At 68.9% G+C, this 15,068-nt stretch carries 14 protein-coding genes; 6 read left to right on the top strand and 8 right to left on the bottom strand.

The window, feature by feature from the left end; genetic code table 11:
- The first annotated feature begins 19 nt into the window (after positions 1-19).
- Positions 20-1,621 (top strand): DHA2 family efflux MFS transporter permease subunit, encoded by a 1,602-nt coding sequence (locus tag G3M62_RS24485; protein ID WP_165191138.1) that lies wholly within the window; start codon positions 20-22, stop codon positions 1,619-1,621.
- 16 nt (positions 1,622-1,637) lie between these two features.
- A complete protein-coding gene (locus G3M62_RS24480) occupies positions 1,638-2,246 on the top strand; it encodes a TetR/AcrR family transcriptional regulator (RefSeq protein ID WP_165191137.1) in 609 nt (202 codons plus the stop codon).
- On the opposite strand, the gene G3M62_RS24475 is transcribed toward G3M62_RS24480, so the two are convergent.
- The 6 genes from G3M62_RS24475 to G3M62_RS24450 all read right to left on the bottom strand — a co-directional run bounded on the left by G3M62_RS24475 (position 2,247) and on the right by G3M62_RS24450 (position 8,762).
- On the bottom strand, positions 2,247-3,425 hold the full coding sequence (locus G3M62_RS24475; RefSeq protein WP_165191136.1) for an aspartyl protease family protein: 1,179 nt from the start codon (positions 3,423-3,425) through the stop codon (positions 2,247-2,249).
- A gap of 57 nt (positions 3,426-3,482) precedes the next feature.
- Positions 3,483-4,298 carry an enoyl-ACP reductase FabI gene (locus tag G3M62_RS24470; RefSeq protein ID WP_165191135.1) on the bottom strand — a complete coding sequence of 272 codons (816 nt, stop codon included), beginning with the start codon at positions 4,296-4,298 and terminating at the stop codon, positions 3,483-3,485.
- Between the two features lie 62 nt (positions 4,299-4,360).
- Positions 4,361-6,313: an O-linked N-acetylglucosamine transferase, SPINDLY family protein gene (locus G3M62_RS24465; protein ID WP_165191134.1), complete on the bottom strand. Its 1,953-nt coding sequence runs from the start codon at positions 6,311-6,313 to the stop codon at positions 4,361-4,363.
- 25 nt (positions 6,314-6,338) lie between these two features.
- Entirely contained in the window at positions 6,339-7,556 is a 1,218-nt protein-coding gene (fabB, locus tag G3M62_RS24460; protein ID WP_165191133.1) for a beta-ketoacyl-ACP synthase I, read from the bottom strand.
- A gap of 66 nt (positions 7,557-7,622) precedes the next feature.
- Positions 7,623-8,138, bottom strand: coding sequence for a 3-hydroxyacyl-[acyl-carrier-protein] dehydratase FabA (fabA, locus tag G3M62_RS24455; RefSeq protein WP_165191132.1), 516 nt, complete (start codon positions 8,136-8,138; stop codon positions 7,623-7,625).
- 102 nt (positions 8,139-8,240) lie between these two features.
- Entirely contained in the window at positions 8,241-8,762 is a 522-nt protein-coding gene (locus tag G3M62_RS24450; RefSeq protein ID WP_165191131.1) for an SH3 domain-containing protein, read from the bottom strand.
- Positions 8,763-8,850: 88 nt separating this feature from the next.
- On the opposite strand from G3M62_RS24450, the gene G3M62_RS24445 reads away from it, so the two are divergent.
- Positions 8,851-9,837, top strand: a complete 987-nt coding sequence (locus G3M62_RS24445; RefSeq protein WP_165191130.1) for a 2-hydroxyacid dehydrogenase — start codon at positions 8,851-8,853, stop codon at positions 9,835-9,837.
- A 13-nt stretch (positions 9,838-9,850) separates the two neighbouring features.
- Here G3M62_RS24445 and scpC read toward each other — a convergent pair whose 3' ends face one another.
- Both scpC and G3M62_RS24435 read right to left on the bottom strand, forming a co-directional pair.
- A complete protein-coding gene (gene scpC / locus G3M62_RS24440) occupies positions 9,851-11,365 on the bottom strand; it encodes a succinyl-CoA:acetate CoA-transferase ScpC (protein WP_165191129.1) in 1,515 nt (504 codons plus the stop codon).
- Positions 11,366-11,439: 74 nt separating this feature from the next.
- Positions 11,440-12,177 carry a HesA/MoeB/ThiF family protein gene (locus tag G3M62_RS24435; RefSeq protein WP_165191128.1) on the bottom strand — a complete coding sequence of 246 codons (738 nt, stop codon included), beginning with the start codon at positions 12,175-12,177 and terminating at the stop codon, positions 11,440-11,442.
- Between the two features lie 5 nt (positions 12,178-12,182).
- Between G3M62_RS24435 and hslV the strand changes: the two genes are divergently transcribed.
- From hslV to hslU, 3 genes are all read left to right on the top strand, one after another.
- Positions 12,183-12,782: an ATP-dependent protease subunit HslV gene (gene hslV, locus G3M62_RS24430; RefSeq protein WP_165191127.1), complete on the top strand. Its 600-nt coding sequence runs from the start codon at positions 12,183-12,185 to the stop codon at positions 12,780-12,782.
- A 72-nt stretch (positions 12,783-12,854) separates the two neighbouring features.
- Positions 12,855-13,688, top strand: a complete 834-nt coding sequence (locus G3M62_RS24425) for a DUF4440 domain-containing protein (protein ID WP_165191126.1) — start codon at positions 12,855-12,857, stop codon at positions 13,686-13,688.
- Entirely contained in the window at positions 13,685-14,983 is a 1,299-nt protein-coding gene (gene hslU, locus G3M62_RS24420) for an ATP-dependent protease ATPase subunit HslU (RefSeq protein WP_165191125.1), read from the top strand. Before G3M62_RS24425 ends, hslU begins: the two co-directional genes overlap by 4 nt.
- Positions 14,984-15,068: the final 85 nt, after the last annotated feature.

Below are 15,068 nucleotides of genomic sequence, written 5' to 3'. Positions count from 1 at the left end.
TCCGGTTCGGATCGCCGCCATGACCGACGCCGCCCTCCCCGCCAACGCTTCATCCGCGGTCCCCAAGCCGGCGGCGCCCGAAGTCGACTGGACCAAGCTGTTCCTCGGTTTCGGGGCCATGGTCATCGGCCAGTTCATGGCCATCCTCGACATCCAGATCGTGGCGGCCTCGCTGCCGCAGATCCAGGCCGGGGTGGGCGCCAGCGCCGACCAGGTCAGCTGGATCCAGACCGCCTACCTGATCCCCGAGGTCGTGATGATCCCGCTGTCGGGATATCTGTCGCGACTGTGGGGGACGCAGCGCGTCTATCTGATCTCGTGCGCCGGCTTCATCCTCATGAGCGTGCTGACGGGCCTCAGCTCGTCGATCGACATGATGATCCTCACCCGGGCCCTGCAGGGCTTCATCGGCGGGGCCATGATCCCCACGGTGTTCGCCGTGGCCTTCACCGCCTTCCCGCCCGAGCGGCGGGTGACGGCCAGCGTGATCATGGGCCTGATCGTCACCCTGGCCCCGACCGTCGGCCCGACCCTGGGCGGCCACCTGACCGAGGCGCTGAGCTGGCGCTGGCTGTTCTTCATCAACGTGCCGACCGGCCTGATCGTGCTGTTCGGCGTGGCGCGCTGGGGCCAGTTCGACAAGGGCGATCCCAGCCTGGCCAAGGGTTTCGACTGGTTCGGCCTGGCCGTGATGGCCACCTTCCTGATGAGCATGCAGTTCGTGCTGGAGGAAGGCTCCAAGGACGGCTGGTTCGAGGACAGCGGCATCCTGGGCCTGACGGTGCTGGCGGTCGTCACCGGCGTGCTCTTCGTCTGGCGGTCCCTGACCTACAAGAACCCGATCGTCCAGCTGCGGGCCTTCAGCAATCGCAACTTCACGATCGGCGTGGCCATGACGGCGATGTCGGGCGCCAGCCTGTTCGGCGGCACCTTCCTGCTGCCGCAGTTCCTGGGCCGGGTGCGGGGCTATTCGGCTTCCGAGGTCGGCACGACCATGGTGGTCTCGGGCCTGTCGATGTTCGCCACCGGCCCGCTGGCCGGTCGCCTGGTCCGTGGCATAGACCCGCGTATTCCGCTGTTCGTCGGCTTCATGCTGGCGGGCTTTGGCATGTACATGGCCCATGGCGTGACCAAGGACTGGGGCTTCTGGCAGTTCGCCGGCGTCCAGGCCTGCCGAGGCGTGGGGGTGATGATCGCCATGATCGCCACCCAGCAGGTGACGATGAGCACCCTGCCCCAGAGCATGGTCAAGAACGCCTCGGGCCTGGTGAACCTGTCGCGCAACACCGGTGGGGCGATCGGCCTGGCCCTGCTGGCCACGACGATCACCAACCAGACGGCGCTGTACTACATGAGCCTGTCGGACGGGGTCAGCCAGAGCGACGCCCGGATGGCCGGCATGATGCAGGGCCTGGCCGAGCGCATGGCCCAGCTGGGCGTCGCCGACCCCGACGGCGCGGCCCGCAAGGCCATCGGCGGCATGCTGCAGCAGCAGGCCACGGTGCTGGCCTTCGGCGACAGCTTCACCATGCTGGCCATCGGCTGCTTCGCGGCGGCCTTCATCTCGCTGCTGGCCAGGCCGGTCAAGAACGCCCCTCCTCCGCCTTCGGACGCGCACTGATGCCCAAAGTCTTCTGATGCCAAGAGTCGCCGGACAGATCGACGTCGCCAAGACCGAAGCCATTCTCGACGCCGCCGTCGAGGTGATCGGCCAGCGCGGCCTCTCCGCGCCGATGGAGGCCATCGCCAAGCGGGCGGGCGTCTCCAAGCAGACGGTCTACAACCACTATGGCTCCAAGGCCGAGCTGGTGCGGGCCCTGATGGCCCGGCGGGTGGCGGCGATCACCGCCCCGCTGCGCGATCCCGGCGCCATCGACAATCCGCGCGAGGCCCTCGAAGCCTTCGCCCGCTCGATGCTGGAGACCGTGGCGACCACCAAGGCCTATGGGATCATGCGCGTGGTGATCCAGGGCGCGGGCGAGATGCCCGACGTGGCCCGCGAGGTGTTCGAGGCCGGCCCGCGACAGACCCGCCGCCAGCTGTCGCTGTTCCTGGCCGAGGAAAGCCGCCTGGGCCGGCTGAAGGTCGAGGATCCCGACCAGGCGGCCGAATTCTTCGGCGGCATGGTGCTGAGCCACCACCAGCTGCGCAGCCTGCTGGGCCTGCCGTCGGAAAAGACCGCCGAGGAGTTCGCCGCCCTGGCCACCGAGGCGGCCGCGCGGTTCATGCGGGCCTACGCGGTCTAGCTAGACGATATCCCTGAGCACCAGGCGCACGGGCACGGCCTGGCCGTCGCGCTGGGCCGTGAACTCGATCACCTCGCCGGGGCCGCCTTCCAGCGACCACCAGAAGGGACCCGGGCCGCCCTGAGGGTCGATCACGTCGCCGGCCTTGAGCCCGGCGGTCTCGGCCGGAGACCCGGCCACCACGCCCACGACATGCACCTTGCCCTGATGGTTGTAGCCCTCCAGGCCCGAGCGATCGATGCGCTGGGCCATGGTGAAGGCCCCGTTGGGCTTGATCCAAAATTGGCCGCCCGCCGCGTCGATCACCACATTGAAGCGGCGCAAGGCGTCCAGGCCCAGCAGGCCGTCGATGTCGTTGTAGCTGGTGCGGGTGGGGTCGATCATCGTCACCACCGGCGACTTGATCACCGACGAGCCGATCGTCAGGTCGCCGGCCCGCATCTGGCGACCGGCATAGGCGCCCGAGACGCCGGCGCCGCCCACCTGGCGCGCGCCCTCGGCCTTCCACAAGCCCAGGCGGCGATTGGCGTAGGGGAACAGGGTCAGGACGTTGGGCGAACCGGTGTCGAGCACGACGCGCAGCTTGTGGCCGCCCAGATCGACATTGACCAGCATCTGCGGATCGCGGATGCGGCGCTGGTCGAGCAGCGAGCCGGCGCCGGTCTCACGCTGGCGGTGGATCAGCTTCACGGCCTCATAGCCGCTCGTGTCCGGCGCGCCGCTCGGATAGAGGCGGATCTCGCCGCCCTGGAAGTCGATCTCGGTCTTGTAGGCCTGCAGGAACCAGCCCGGCAGGGCGCCCTTGATGAAATCCTCGAAGTCGGTCCCCAGCATGAAGACGTCCTGGTCGGCGAAGGCCTCGCCGATCACGATCCTCGGCGTCCAGTAGCCGTGCACGCCCTTCGAACCGACGACGCCGGCGACCTCGGCCGGCAGGCTGGGCTTAAGACCCAGCTGGGTGGCGATATCGCCGTCGACCAGATAGCCGTCCGAGCCGGTGTCGATCATGAACCGCACGGGCTCGTGGCCGTCGAAACGGACGCTGGTCCACAGGCGGTTGAAGCTTTGCCGGACCGGGATGCGAATGACGTCCGAACCGGCCGCCCGGGCGGCGCTCCCGACCAGGGCCGCCAGGCCCGAGGCCAGACCCGACGCCAACATCACACGACGCGAAACCATCACTTCCCCCGAAGACGCGCTCGACTTGCGGTCGTATAGCGCGTCTTCGGAGAATGGCTAGGCTTCGGCTTCGTCGGGCATGCCCATCATATGGAAACCCGCGTCGACGTGAACGACTTCACCGGTGGTCGACAGGCCCAGATCCGAGACCAGCCACAGGGCCGCCCCCGCGACGCCTTCCATCGAGGTGTCTTCCTTCATGGCGCTGAACGCCCGGCCCTGGGCGATCATGCCCCGGCCGCCCGAGATGCCGGCCAGAGCCAGGGTGCGCATGGCGCCGGCCGAGATAGCGTTGCAGCGGATGCCCTTGGGACCCAGGTCCCGGGCGATGTAGCGGGTCGCCGCTTCCAGGGCGGCCTTGGCCACGCCCATGGTGTTGTAGTTCGGGATGGTCCGCTCCGACCCCAGATAGGTCATTGTGATCAGCGAACCGCCGTTGGGCATGATCCGCGACGCGCGCTTGGCGACGTCCACGAAGCTGAAGGCCGAGATGTTCAGCGCCGTCAGGAAACCCTCGCGGGTGGTGTTCTCGACGAACGAGCCCTTCAGCTCGTCCTTGTTGGCGAAGGCCACAGAGTGGACCACGAAGTCGATCGTCCCGAATTTCTCCTCGATGGCGGCGAAGGCCGCGTCCATCGAGGCGTCGTCGGTGACGTCGGCCGGGACCAGGGTGGTGACGCCGATGCTCTCGGCCAGCGGCCGCACGCGGCGCTCCAGGGCCTCACCCTGATAGGTGAAGATCATCTCGGCGCCCTGGGCGGCCAGCTGGCTGGCGATGCCCCAGGCGATCGAATTGTGGTTCGCGACGCCCATGACGAGGCCCTTCTTGCCTCGCATCAGCTCGCCCTTGGGGAATGCGTAATCGTCGGCCATGGCTTGGCTCTCCTGGAATCCTTGAGCGCTAGCTAGCAGGTGGATTCTTCCTGCGGAACCCTTCAGACGGGATCGATGTCGAAGCCGGCGGGCGCAAGCCCGGCCCGGGCGCGAGCGTGAAGGGCCTCGAACGCCGCTTCCAGCGTGCGGGCGAAGGCGGCGGGATCGAAGACCGCCGAGGTTCGTAGCGCACCCTCCAGACGCTGTTTCAGCGCCCGAAGCGCCGGACGGTCGGCGGCCAGGCGCACGGCGGCGGCGACATAGGCCTCCACGTCCGGCGCGATCAGTGCGGGCAGGTCCAGCGCCGTCAGCAGGCTGGCCCCGACCCGGCTGGCGAAGCTGGCGCCCGGCAGGGTCAGCAGGGGAACTCCCATCCGCAAGGCGTCGCTGGCGGTGGTGTGGGCGCCGTAGGGCCAAGTGTCGAGCACCAGATCGGCCAAGGCCTGGCGCGCCAGGTGATCGGCGTGCGGCGCCGGCTTGGCGAACATCAGGCGCCCGGGTTCGATCCCCGCCTCGGCGGCGCGGGCCCGCAGGTTGGCGGCGACGCCGGCCGAGCCTTCGTAGAGCCACAACACCGCACCGGGCGCGCCGGACAGGATCGCCATCCAGGCGGCGAAGGCCTCCGGCGTGATCTTGGCCGGATTGTTGAGGCAAGCGAACACGAAGGCGTCATCGGGCAGGCCCTCCGCCTGTCGGGCCGGCGGCGACCCCGGCGGCGCCAGGGCGTCGTTGGGCTGATAGAACGGCAGTCGGACCACCGCCTCGCTCCAGTCGCCTTCCGCGCCGGGCGGCAGCACCACCCCGTCGGCGATCACATGGTCGACATAGGGCGCGGCCAGGGTTCCGGGATAGCCCAGCCAGCTGACCTGAACCGGCGCGGCGCGATGGGCCAGGATCCCCGGCCGGCCGTCCTGGGTGTAGCCCTTCAGGTCCACGACGATGTCGACGCCCAACTCGCGGGCCAGGGCCGCGACGGCGGCGTCCGACATCCGGCGCACGTCGATCCGGCGCTCGAACGTCGCGTCGATCCTTTCTCGTAAGGGACCGCCCAGGTCGGGTCCGTGGGACAGGGCCAGGATCTCGAACCGCGCCCGGTCGTGGGCCTCCAACACGCCAGCCATCAGCCGGGCGGTGGCGTGGTCGTGCAGGTCGGCCGACAGGTAGGCGACGCGGATCCGCTCGCGGTCCGGACGCGACGACCAGGCGGGCGGCGGACCGGCGGGCGGCGCGGTCAAGCGGGCCGCGACGCGATGCAGCGCGGGATCGTCGAAGGCCGAAAGGGCCGCGAACGGGCTGATCGCCAGGCGATCGGCGCGCAGGTCGGCCTCGATAGCGCTCAACAGGGCCGCGTCGTCGCGCCAGTCACAGACCTGGCGGCGCGCATGCAGCAGGTCGCCCAGGGCGCGGGGATGGCGAGGGTTCAGGGCGACCACCCGCTCCAGGTCTCGCGCCGCCTCGATCGGCCGGCCCAGCAGCATCAGCAGGGCGGCGCGGTTGGCCAGGGCCTGGGCATGGTCCGGCGCGGCGGCGCAGGCCTTGTCGTGGGCGGCCAGGGCCTGGTCGAACCGTCCCAGGTCGGCCAGCGCGCCGCCGCGATTGCACAGGGCGTCCACGAAGCCCGGCGACAGCGCCAGGGCGCGGTCATAGGCCGCCAGGGCCTCGGCCGGACGGCCCAACCGGCGCAGGGCCACGCCCTGGGCGTTCAGGACCACCGGATTGTCGGGATCGACCGCCAGGGCGATATCGCAGGCGGCAAGGCCGTCCTCGAGCCGCTCCAGCGCCACCAGGGCCGCGGCGCGGGCCGACAACACGCCGGCGCGGGCGGGATCCAGCGCCAGGGCGTGGTCCAGGGCGTCCAGGGCCTGGACCGTCAGGCCCAGCGCCAGGCGCGAGACCCCCAGCACGTGCCAGGCGGCGATCGCGGCGGGATCGTCGCCGACCAGCCGCTCGCACAGCATCGCCGCCTCGGCGGGTCGCCCGGCCTGATAGAGGTCGAAAGCCTGGCGCGCGGTCATGGCGCGAGCCGCCCCCTGGGGACGATCAGTCCGCCTTGCTGAAGATCAGCGTGCCGTTGGTGCCGCCGAAGCCGAAGCTGTTGGACATCACCGTGGTCAGCGGCTTGTCAGACCGCTCCAGCAGGATCGGCAGGTCGGCGAACTCGGGATCGAGGTTTTCGATGTTGGCGCTCTGGGCGGCGAAGCCGTTGTCGAGCATCAGGATCGAATAGATCGCCTCCTGCGCGCCCGCCGCGCCCAGGCTGTGCCCGGTCAGCGACTTGGTCGAGGAGATCAGCGGAGCCTTGTCGCCGAACACGTCGCGGACCGCGCCCATCTCCTTGCTGTCGCCCACGGGCGTCGAGGTGCCGTGCGGGTTCAGATAGTCGATGGTCCGGCCGCCGGCCTCGGCCATGGCCAGCTTCATGCAGCGCGCCGCGCCCTCGCCCGACGGGGCGACCATGTCGTAGCCGTCGGAATTGGCCGCGTAGCCGACCAGTTCGCCGTAGATCTTGGCCCCGCGCGCCTTGGCGTGCTCGTACTCTTCGAGAACGACGACGCCGGCGCCGCCAGCGATCACGAAGCCGTCGCGGTCCTTGTCATAGGCGCGGCTGGCCACGGCCGGACGGTCGTTGAAGTTGCTGCTCATGGCGCCCATGGCGTCGAACAGGTTCGACAGCGTCCAGTCCAGCTCCTCGCAGCCACCGGCGAACACGATGTCCTGCTTGCCCAGCTGGATCTGCTCGGCGCCCGCGCCGATGCAGTGGGCGCTGGTCGCGCAGGCCGAGCTGATTGAATAGTTGATGCCGCGGATCTTGAACCAGGTCGACAGCACGGCCGACGGGCCCGAGCTCATGGCCTTGGGCACCGCGAACGGACCGATCCGCTTGGGACCCTTTTCCTTGGTCGTGGCGGCGGCCTGGACGATGATGCTGGTCGAGGGACCGCCCGAACCGACGATCAGGCCGGTGCGCTCGTTGGAGACCTGCGCCTCTTCCAGCCCGGAATCGGCGATAGCCTGCTCCATGGCGATATGGGCATAGGCCAGGCCGGGCGACAGGAAGCGCGCGGCGCGGCGGTCGACCAGGGCTTCCCAGCTGTCGAGCTTGACGCTGGCGTGGACCTGGCAGCGGAACCCCAGTTCCGCGTATTCCGGCGCGGAGACCACGCCGGACTTGGCTTCACGCAGTGAGGCGAGCACCTCATTGGCGTTGTTGCCGATGGACGAGACGATCCCCAGTCCGGTGACGACGACGCGACGCATGAACAATCCTCTTTCTTCCCCACGATCCAGAAGGGGGCGGCTCTAGGCGGCCACCCTACAGGTGGATCACGACGCCATTTGTTCCGGGGTGAACAGACCGACCTTCAGATCCTTGGCCTCATAGATGGGCTTGCCATCGGCTTCCACCACGCCGTCGGCGATGCCCATGACCAGCTTGCGCATGATCACGCGCTTCAGATCGATCTTGTAGGTGACCTTTTTCACGTCCGGCGTGACCTGGCCGGTGAACTTCACCTCGCCCACGCCCAGGGCGCGGCCGCGGCCGGGACCACCGGACCAGCCAAGGAAGAAGCCGACCAGCTGCCACATGGCGTCCAGGCCCAGGCAACCGGGCATGACGGGGTCGCCGATGAAGTGGCAGGCGAAGAACCAGAGGTCGGGACTGATGTCGAATTCGGCTTCGACATAGCCCTTGCCGTACTTGCCGCCTTCCGACTCGATACGGACAATGCGGTCAAACATCAGCATCGGCGGCGCCGGCAGCTGGGCGTTGCCGGGGCCGAACAGTTCGCCTCGGCCGCAGGCCAGGAGCTCGTCGAAGGTGTAGGAACTTTGTTGCATGGCCTCGCCCTAGCACGGCGGTGGGCCGCGCCTCAATGTTACTTTCGGTAACGCCCGTGATCACCAATCGCTGCCCGAGGGCTGAAACGGGGCGAAAACGCCCTATTCCTTGCACTGCACCTGGGGCGCCGCGCCCCAGATCTCGGTTTGCGGAGCCCAACCGGATTCGCCGTCCAGCTTCAACTTGCACCACCCCTTCTCGCAGCGATCGAGATTGGCCGTGGCGCGACCGGCCAGATAGGCGCTGATCCGCGCGCCGGCCTTGGGCTGGGCGCGCAGCGGCAGGGGCGTGGGCTGGACGCGCATGGCCGTGCGGCGGCCGTCGGTGGTGCGCTTGTGCACCCAGGCCAAATTGCCCTCGGGGTCGCAGATCCGCCGCCACTCGCGGGTTTCGGCCACCACCTGCACCGGCAGGCCCTTGGCCTTGTAGATCCACAGCAGGCGGTGGGCCTCATCAGGCCCGACGCGCGCGTTCACTTCGCCATATTTCAGCGACACGTAGCGCGGCACGTCCATGCCCGACGGCGTGACCTTGGGGGCCTGGGCCCAGGCCGCGCCGCCGCAAAGCGCCGCCAGCACGATGATCATGCGGCCGAGCGAACGATGTTTGCAATTCGTCGGCATGTTGCTTGGCCCCATGGGGCCCCTTTGCTACAGATTTCAAACGCCCGCCTGGGAAACTCCCATCTGGGAAAGGCTTTTCGAACCGCTCATGTCAGCTCGCAAGCTCAAAGTCATCGTCACCCGCAAACTCCCCGATCCGGTGGAGACGCGGATGTGCGAGCTGTTCGACACCCAGCTGAACGTCACCGACAAACCCTTGACGGCCGATGAACTGGTCGAGGCCATGAACCAGGCCGATGTTCTGGTGCCCACCATCACCGACCGCATCGACAGCCGCCTTCTGTCGCGGGCCGGCGACCGGCTCAAGCTGATCGCCAATTTCGGGGCGGGCGTCGACAATATCGACGTCGCCACGGCCAACGCCCGGGGCATCATCGTCACCAACACGCCGGGCGTGCTGACCGAAGACACCGCCGACCTGACCATGACCCTGATCATGGCCGCCTCGCGCCGCGTCGTCGAAGGCGCCGAGGTGGTCAAGGCCGGCGGCTTCCACGGCTGGTCGCCGACCTGGATGCTGGGCCGCCGCCTGTGGGGCAAGCGCCTGGGCATCATCGGCATGGGCCGCATCGGCCAGGCCGTGGCCCGCCGCGCCAAGGCGTTCGGCATGCAGGTGCACTATCACAACCGCAAGCCCGTCAGCCCCCGCATCGCCGAGGAGGTCGGGGCCACCTATTGGGAAAGCCTGGACCAGATGCTGGCCCGGATGGACATCATCTCGGTCAACTGCCCGCACACCCCGGCCACCTACCACCTGCTGTCGGCCCGCCGGCTCAAGCTGCTGCGGCCCCAGAGCATCATCGTCAACACCGCCCGCGGCGAAGTGATCGACGAAGGCGCCCTGGCCAACATGCTGGCCCGCGGCGAGATCGCCGGCGCCGGCCTGGACGTCTACGAGCACGAGCCGGCCATCAATCCCAAGCTCCTGAAACTGCCCAATGTCGTGCTCCTGCCCCACATGGGCTCGGCCACGGTCGAAGGTCGCGTCGACATGGGCGAAAAGGTCATCGTCAATGTGAAGACCTTCATGGACGGGCATAGGCCGCCGGACCGGGTGATCCCGGCGATGCTCTAGGGCGCGCCCCGCCCTAGCCCCGCATCGTTCCTGTCTCGATGAACCGCTGGTGCCAGGACAGCGCCTCGCTGGGCAGGGTCGGCGTCTGCTGGCCATAGGCGCCGGCCTTGGCGCGGGTGAAATAGTCCTCGAGACCCGGTCGGAAGTCGGGATGGGCGCAGTTGTCGATGATGAGACGCGCCCGCTGCTTGGGCGACAGGCCACGCAGATCGGCCAGGCCCTGCTCGGTGACCAGAACCTGGACGTCCTGGTTGATGTGGTCGACGTGGCTGGCCTGGGGCACGATCGCCGAGATCTTGCCGCCCTTGGCCGTCGACGGGGTCATGAAGATCGAGACATAGGCGTTGCGCGCGAAGTCGCCTGAACCGCCGATGCCGTTCTGGATGCGCGAGCCCATGATGTGGGTCGAATTGACGTTGCCGTAGATGTCGGCCTCGATCAGGCCGTTCATGGCCAGGCAGCCCAGGCGGCGGATCAGCTCGGGATGATTGCTGATCTCCTGGGGCCGCAGGATCATCTTGTCGCGATAGCGGCCCATGTCGGCGTTGAGCCGGGCGGCGGCCTCGGGGCTGAGCGAAAAGGCGGTGGCCGAGGCCATCCGCAGCTGGCCCGAGTCCAGCAGATCGAGCATGCCGTCCTGGATCACCTCGGTATAGGCGGTCATGTTCGCGAACGGTCCGTCGACCAGGCCGGTCAGCACGGCGTTGGCGATATTGCCAACCCCCGACTGCAGGGGCAGCAGCGAAGCCGGCAACCGGCCCTTGGCCACCTCATGGGCGAAGAATTCCAGAAGATGGCCGGCGATCTTCAGGGCCGCGTCGTCGGGCGGGCTGAAAGGCAGGTTGCGGTCGGGCGCCTCGGTCTCGACGATGGCGACGACCTTGGCCGGATCGACCCGGAACCAGGCCTCGCCGATGCGGTCGTCGGGGCGCACCAGCGGGATCGGCACGCGATTGGGCGGCAGGGCCGTGCCGTAATAGATGTCGTGCATCCCCTCCAGCGCCGGATTTTGCCAGCGATTGACCTCGAGGATGATCTTCTCGGCGCGGTCCAGCCAGGTCTTGTTGTTGCCCACCGACGAGGACGGGATCAGCGACCCGTCGGGCCGGATCCCGGACACCTCGACCACCGCCGTGTCCAGCGGACCCAGAAAACCCTGCCACGCCATCGGCGCGACCTGGGACAGGTGCATGTCGAAATATTCCATCTCGCCGCGATTGATCTTCTCGCGGGCGACGGGGTCGGAATTGTAGGGCAGGCGAAACTCGATCCCGTCGCTGCGCGCCAGGGCGCCGTCCAGTTCGGGCCCCGTCGAGGCGCCGGTCCAAACCCGCAGGCGGAAAGGATCGCCGGCGGCATGGGCCGCGTCGATCCGCGAGGCCAGGGCCAGGGGCACGGCCTTGGGATAGCCCGAGCCCGTGAAGCCGCTCATGCCGACGGTGCTGCCCGGCGCGATCAGCGCCGCCGCCGCCTCGGCGTTCATCACCTTGGCCCGCAAGGCCTCGTTGCCGATCCGCTTGTCGCTCATCCCCGTCTCCCAATTCAGGTCCGGAACCGACAGGCTAGATCAACGGGCCGAGGCTTTCGCCTCCGTAGCCGCCCCTAGCCGCCGCAGCTCGGGCAGGTCGGGTCCGCGCCGATCCGCACCGTGCGGGTCTCGGCCGCCAGGGCGTCGTAGATCAGCAGGCGGCCGGCCAGGCTTTGGCCGGCGCCGGTGATGACCTTCACGGCTTCCAGCGCCATCATCGAGCCGATCACCCCGGCCAGGGCGCCGACGACGCCGACCAGGGCGCAGGTCTCGGCGTCGGGCGGGGTCTCGGGGACCAGGCAGCGGTAGCAGGGCCGGCCCTGGAACACCCCGACCTGGCCGGTCCAGCGGCCCAGAGCCCCGCTGACCAGGGTCTTGCCCTCGGCCAGGCACGCATCGCTGACGGCGAAGCGGGTGGCGAAGTCGTCCGTGCCGTCCAGCACCAGATCATACCCGGAAACCACCGCCCGGGCGTTAGCCTCACCCAGCCATACCGGATGGGTTTCGACGGTCAGGTGAGGGTTCAGGGCGGTCAGGTGTTCGGCGGCGGCCTCGACCTTGGGCCGTCCGGTGTCGGCCGTGGAGAACAGCACCTGGCGCTGCAGGTTGGACAGCGAGACGGTGTCGGCGTCGACCAGGCCCAGGGTCCCGACCCCCGCCGCGGCCAGATAGAGCGCGGCGGGCGCGCCCAACCCTCCCGCTCCGACCACCAGCACCCGCGCCGCCTTCAGCTTCTGCTGGCCGGGTCCGCCGATCTCGCGCAGCACCAGATGGCGGGCGTAGCGTTCGACCTCGGCGTCGGAAAAGCTCATGGCGCTTGACCCTCAGGCGCGGCCTCGCCACATGCGAAGCCATGCAAAACTCCAATTCCTTCCCGGACTGGCACGGCACGACCATTCTGGCGGTGCGCAAGAACGGTCAGACCGTGATCGCCGGCGACGGACAGGTCTCCATGGGCCCAACCGTCGTCAAGGGCAACGCCCGCAAGGTTCGACGCTTGGCCGGCGGCAAGGTGGTGGCCGGCTTCGCCGGGGCCACGGCCGACGCCTTCACCCTGATCGAGCGGCTGGAAGCCAAGCTCGAACAGTATCCCGATCAGCTGGCCCGGGCCTGCGTCGACCTGGCGAAGGACTGGCGCACCGACCGCTACCTGCGCCGGCTGGAAGCCATGCTGCTGGTGGCCGACGCGACCTCGATCTACACCGTCACCGGCGTGGGCGACGTGCTGGAACCGGGCGAGAGCCAGGGCGGCGGCTCGGTCGCGGCCATCGGCTCGGGCGGCAACTACGCCCTGGCGGCGGCCAAGGCCCTGATCGACCAGGACCTGACGGCCGAGGAGATCGCCCGCCGCGCCATGGCCATCGCCGCAGAGATCTGCGTCTACACCAACGGCAACCTGACGGTTGAAAGCCTCTAAGGCCTTCAAGTTACGACGAATTCACGAGCGGAAGTCCTCTTCGCGCGCTTAGCTGCGGCGTGGAGGGCCCACATGCTCAAGACCGTTCTGATCGCTTCGCTGCTGTTGGTCGCGCCGGCCTGGGCGGCGACGCCGTCCCCGACCGAGATCGAGACCGCCGAGCGCGCCTTCGCGGCCGACGGCCTAGCCCTGGGCGTGCGGGACTCGTTCCTCAGGCACATGGCCGACGACGCCATCGTCTTCCGGCCAGGCCCGGTGAACGCCAAGGCCCTCTACGAGAAGCGACCGTCCAGCAAGACGCCCAGGCTGAACTGGTGGCCGCAAAAAGTGGCGATCGCCCGCTCCGGCGACCTGGGCCTGTCGGTCGGTCCCTGGTCGATCGACGGCAAGCGCGGCGGCTACTACGCCACGATCTGGCGCAAGGGCCCCGACGGCCAATGGAAATGGATCTATGACGGCGGCGCCGAGGCCGGCGCGGCCAGCGCGCCCGACGCCTCGGCCCCCGCCATCCAGGGACCGATGGCCGCGAAGGGCTCCAAATCTCCCGCCGAGGCTCTGAAGGCCGTGCGGACCGCCGAGGACCAGCTGGCCACGGCCGCCGTCGACGATGCTCCAAAGGCCTACCGCGCCGTCCTGGCGTCCGACGCTTGGCTGACGGGCCCGGGCGGAACCGAACACCTCAAGCCGTCCGACCTTTCCGCCCGGATCGACCAGCGTCACGACCGCATGGCGATCCATATGGACGGCGGCGGTTCATCGGCGGCCGGCGACCTGGTCTGGACCTACGGAAGGGCCGGTTGGGCCGACCACTCTGACACCCCGGTCGACACGCACTATATGCATGTCTGGCAAAAGCGCCCCGAAGGGTGGCGCCTGATCTTCGAGACCCTGAACACGGACCAATGACCGAATTCTCCCCCCGCGAAATCGTCTCCGAACTCGACCGCTACATCGTCGGCCATACCGAGGCCAAGAAGGCTGTCGCCGTGGCCCTGCGCAACCGCTGGCGTCGCCGCCGCGTGCCCGATGACCTGCGCGACGAGGTCACGCCCAAGAACATCCTGCTGATCGGCCCCACGGGCGTGGGCAAGACCGAGATCGCCCGCCGCCTGGCCAAGCTGGCCCAGGCCCCGTTCCTGAAGGTGGAGGCCACCAAGTTCACCGAGGTCGGCTATGTGGGCCGCGACGTCGACCAGATCGTCCGCGACCTCGTCGAAAGCGCTCTGTCGATGGTTCGCGACAAGCGCCGCGCCGGCGTGAAGGCCAAGGCCGAGGCCGCCGCCGAGGAGCGCATCCTGGACGCCCTGACCGGTCCCGGCTCGACCGCCGCCCGCGACAGCTTCCGCAAGAAGCTGCGGGCCGGCGAGCTGGACGACAAGGAAGTGGAGCTGCAGCTGGCCGACACTGGCGGCGGCGGCGGCATGTTCGAGATCCCCGGCCAGCCGGGCGCCTCGGTGCTGAACCTGTCGGAAATGATGAAGTCGTTCGGCGGCGGGCGCACCAAGACCCACAAGACCACCGTCACCGGCGCCTGGGCCCCGCTGATCGCCGAGGAAAGCGACAAGCTGCTGGACCAGGAGGCCCTGACCCAGGAAGCCCTGGAGCTGGCCGAGAACCACGGCATCGTCTTCCTGGACGAGATCGACAAGGTCGCCAGCTCAAGCCAGCGCGGCGGCGCCGACGTCTCGCGCGAAGGCGTGCAACGCGACCTGCTGCCGCTGATCGAGGGCACGACGGTCTCGACCAAGTACGGGCCGGTCAAGACCGACCACATCCTGTTCATCGCCTCGGGCGCCTTCCACGTAGCCAAGCCGTCGGACCTGCTGCCTGAACTGCAGGGCCGCCTGCCGATCCGCGTGGAGCTGAAGGGCCTGACCCGCGACGACCTGCGCCGCATCCTGACCGAGCCGGAAGCCAACCTGATCCGCCAGCACCAGGCCCTGATGCTGACCGAGGGCGTGACCCTGGTGTTCAGCGACGAGGCCATCGACGCCGTCGCCGACGCGGCCGTGGCGGTCAACGCCTCGGTCGAGAACATCGGCGCCCGCCGGCTGCAGACCATTTTGGAAAAGGTGGTCGAAGAGATCAGCTTCACCGCCGCCGACCGCTCCGGCGAGACGGTGACGGTGGACGCCGACTACGTGGCCAGCCGCATCGGGGCCTTGGCCGCCAACGCCGATCTGAGCCGGTTCATCCTTTAGAACCTTCTCCCCTTGGGAGAAGGAGGGGCCCGCGCCGTAGGCCACCGCTACGCGGCGGGTCCCTCCCTCTCCCCTCCGGGAAAGG

The organism is Caulobacter soli (assembly GCF_011045195.1).
Taxonomy (GTDB): Bacteria; Pseudomonadota; Alphaproteobacteria; order Caulobacterales; family Caulobacteraceae; genus Caulobacter; species Caulobacter soli.
Note: the sequence above shows the minus strand (reverse complement) of the source record. Positions and strands in the feature narration are given on the sequence as shown.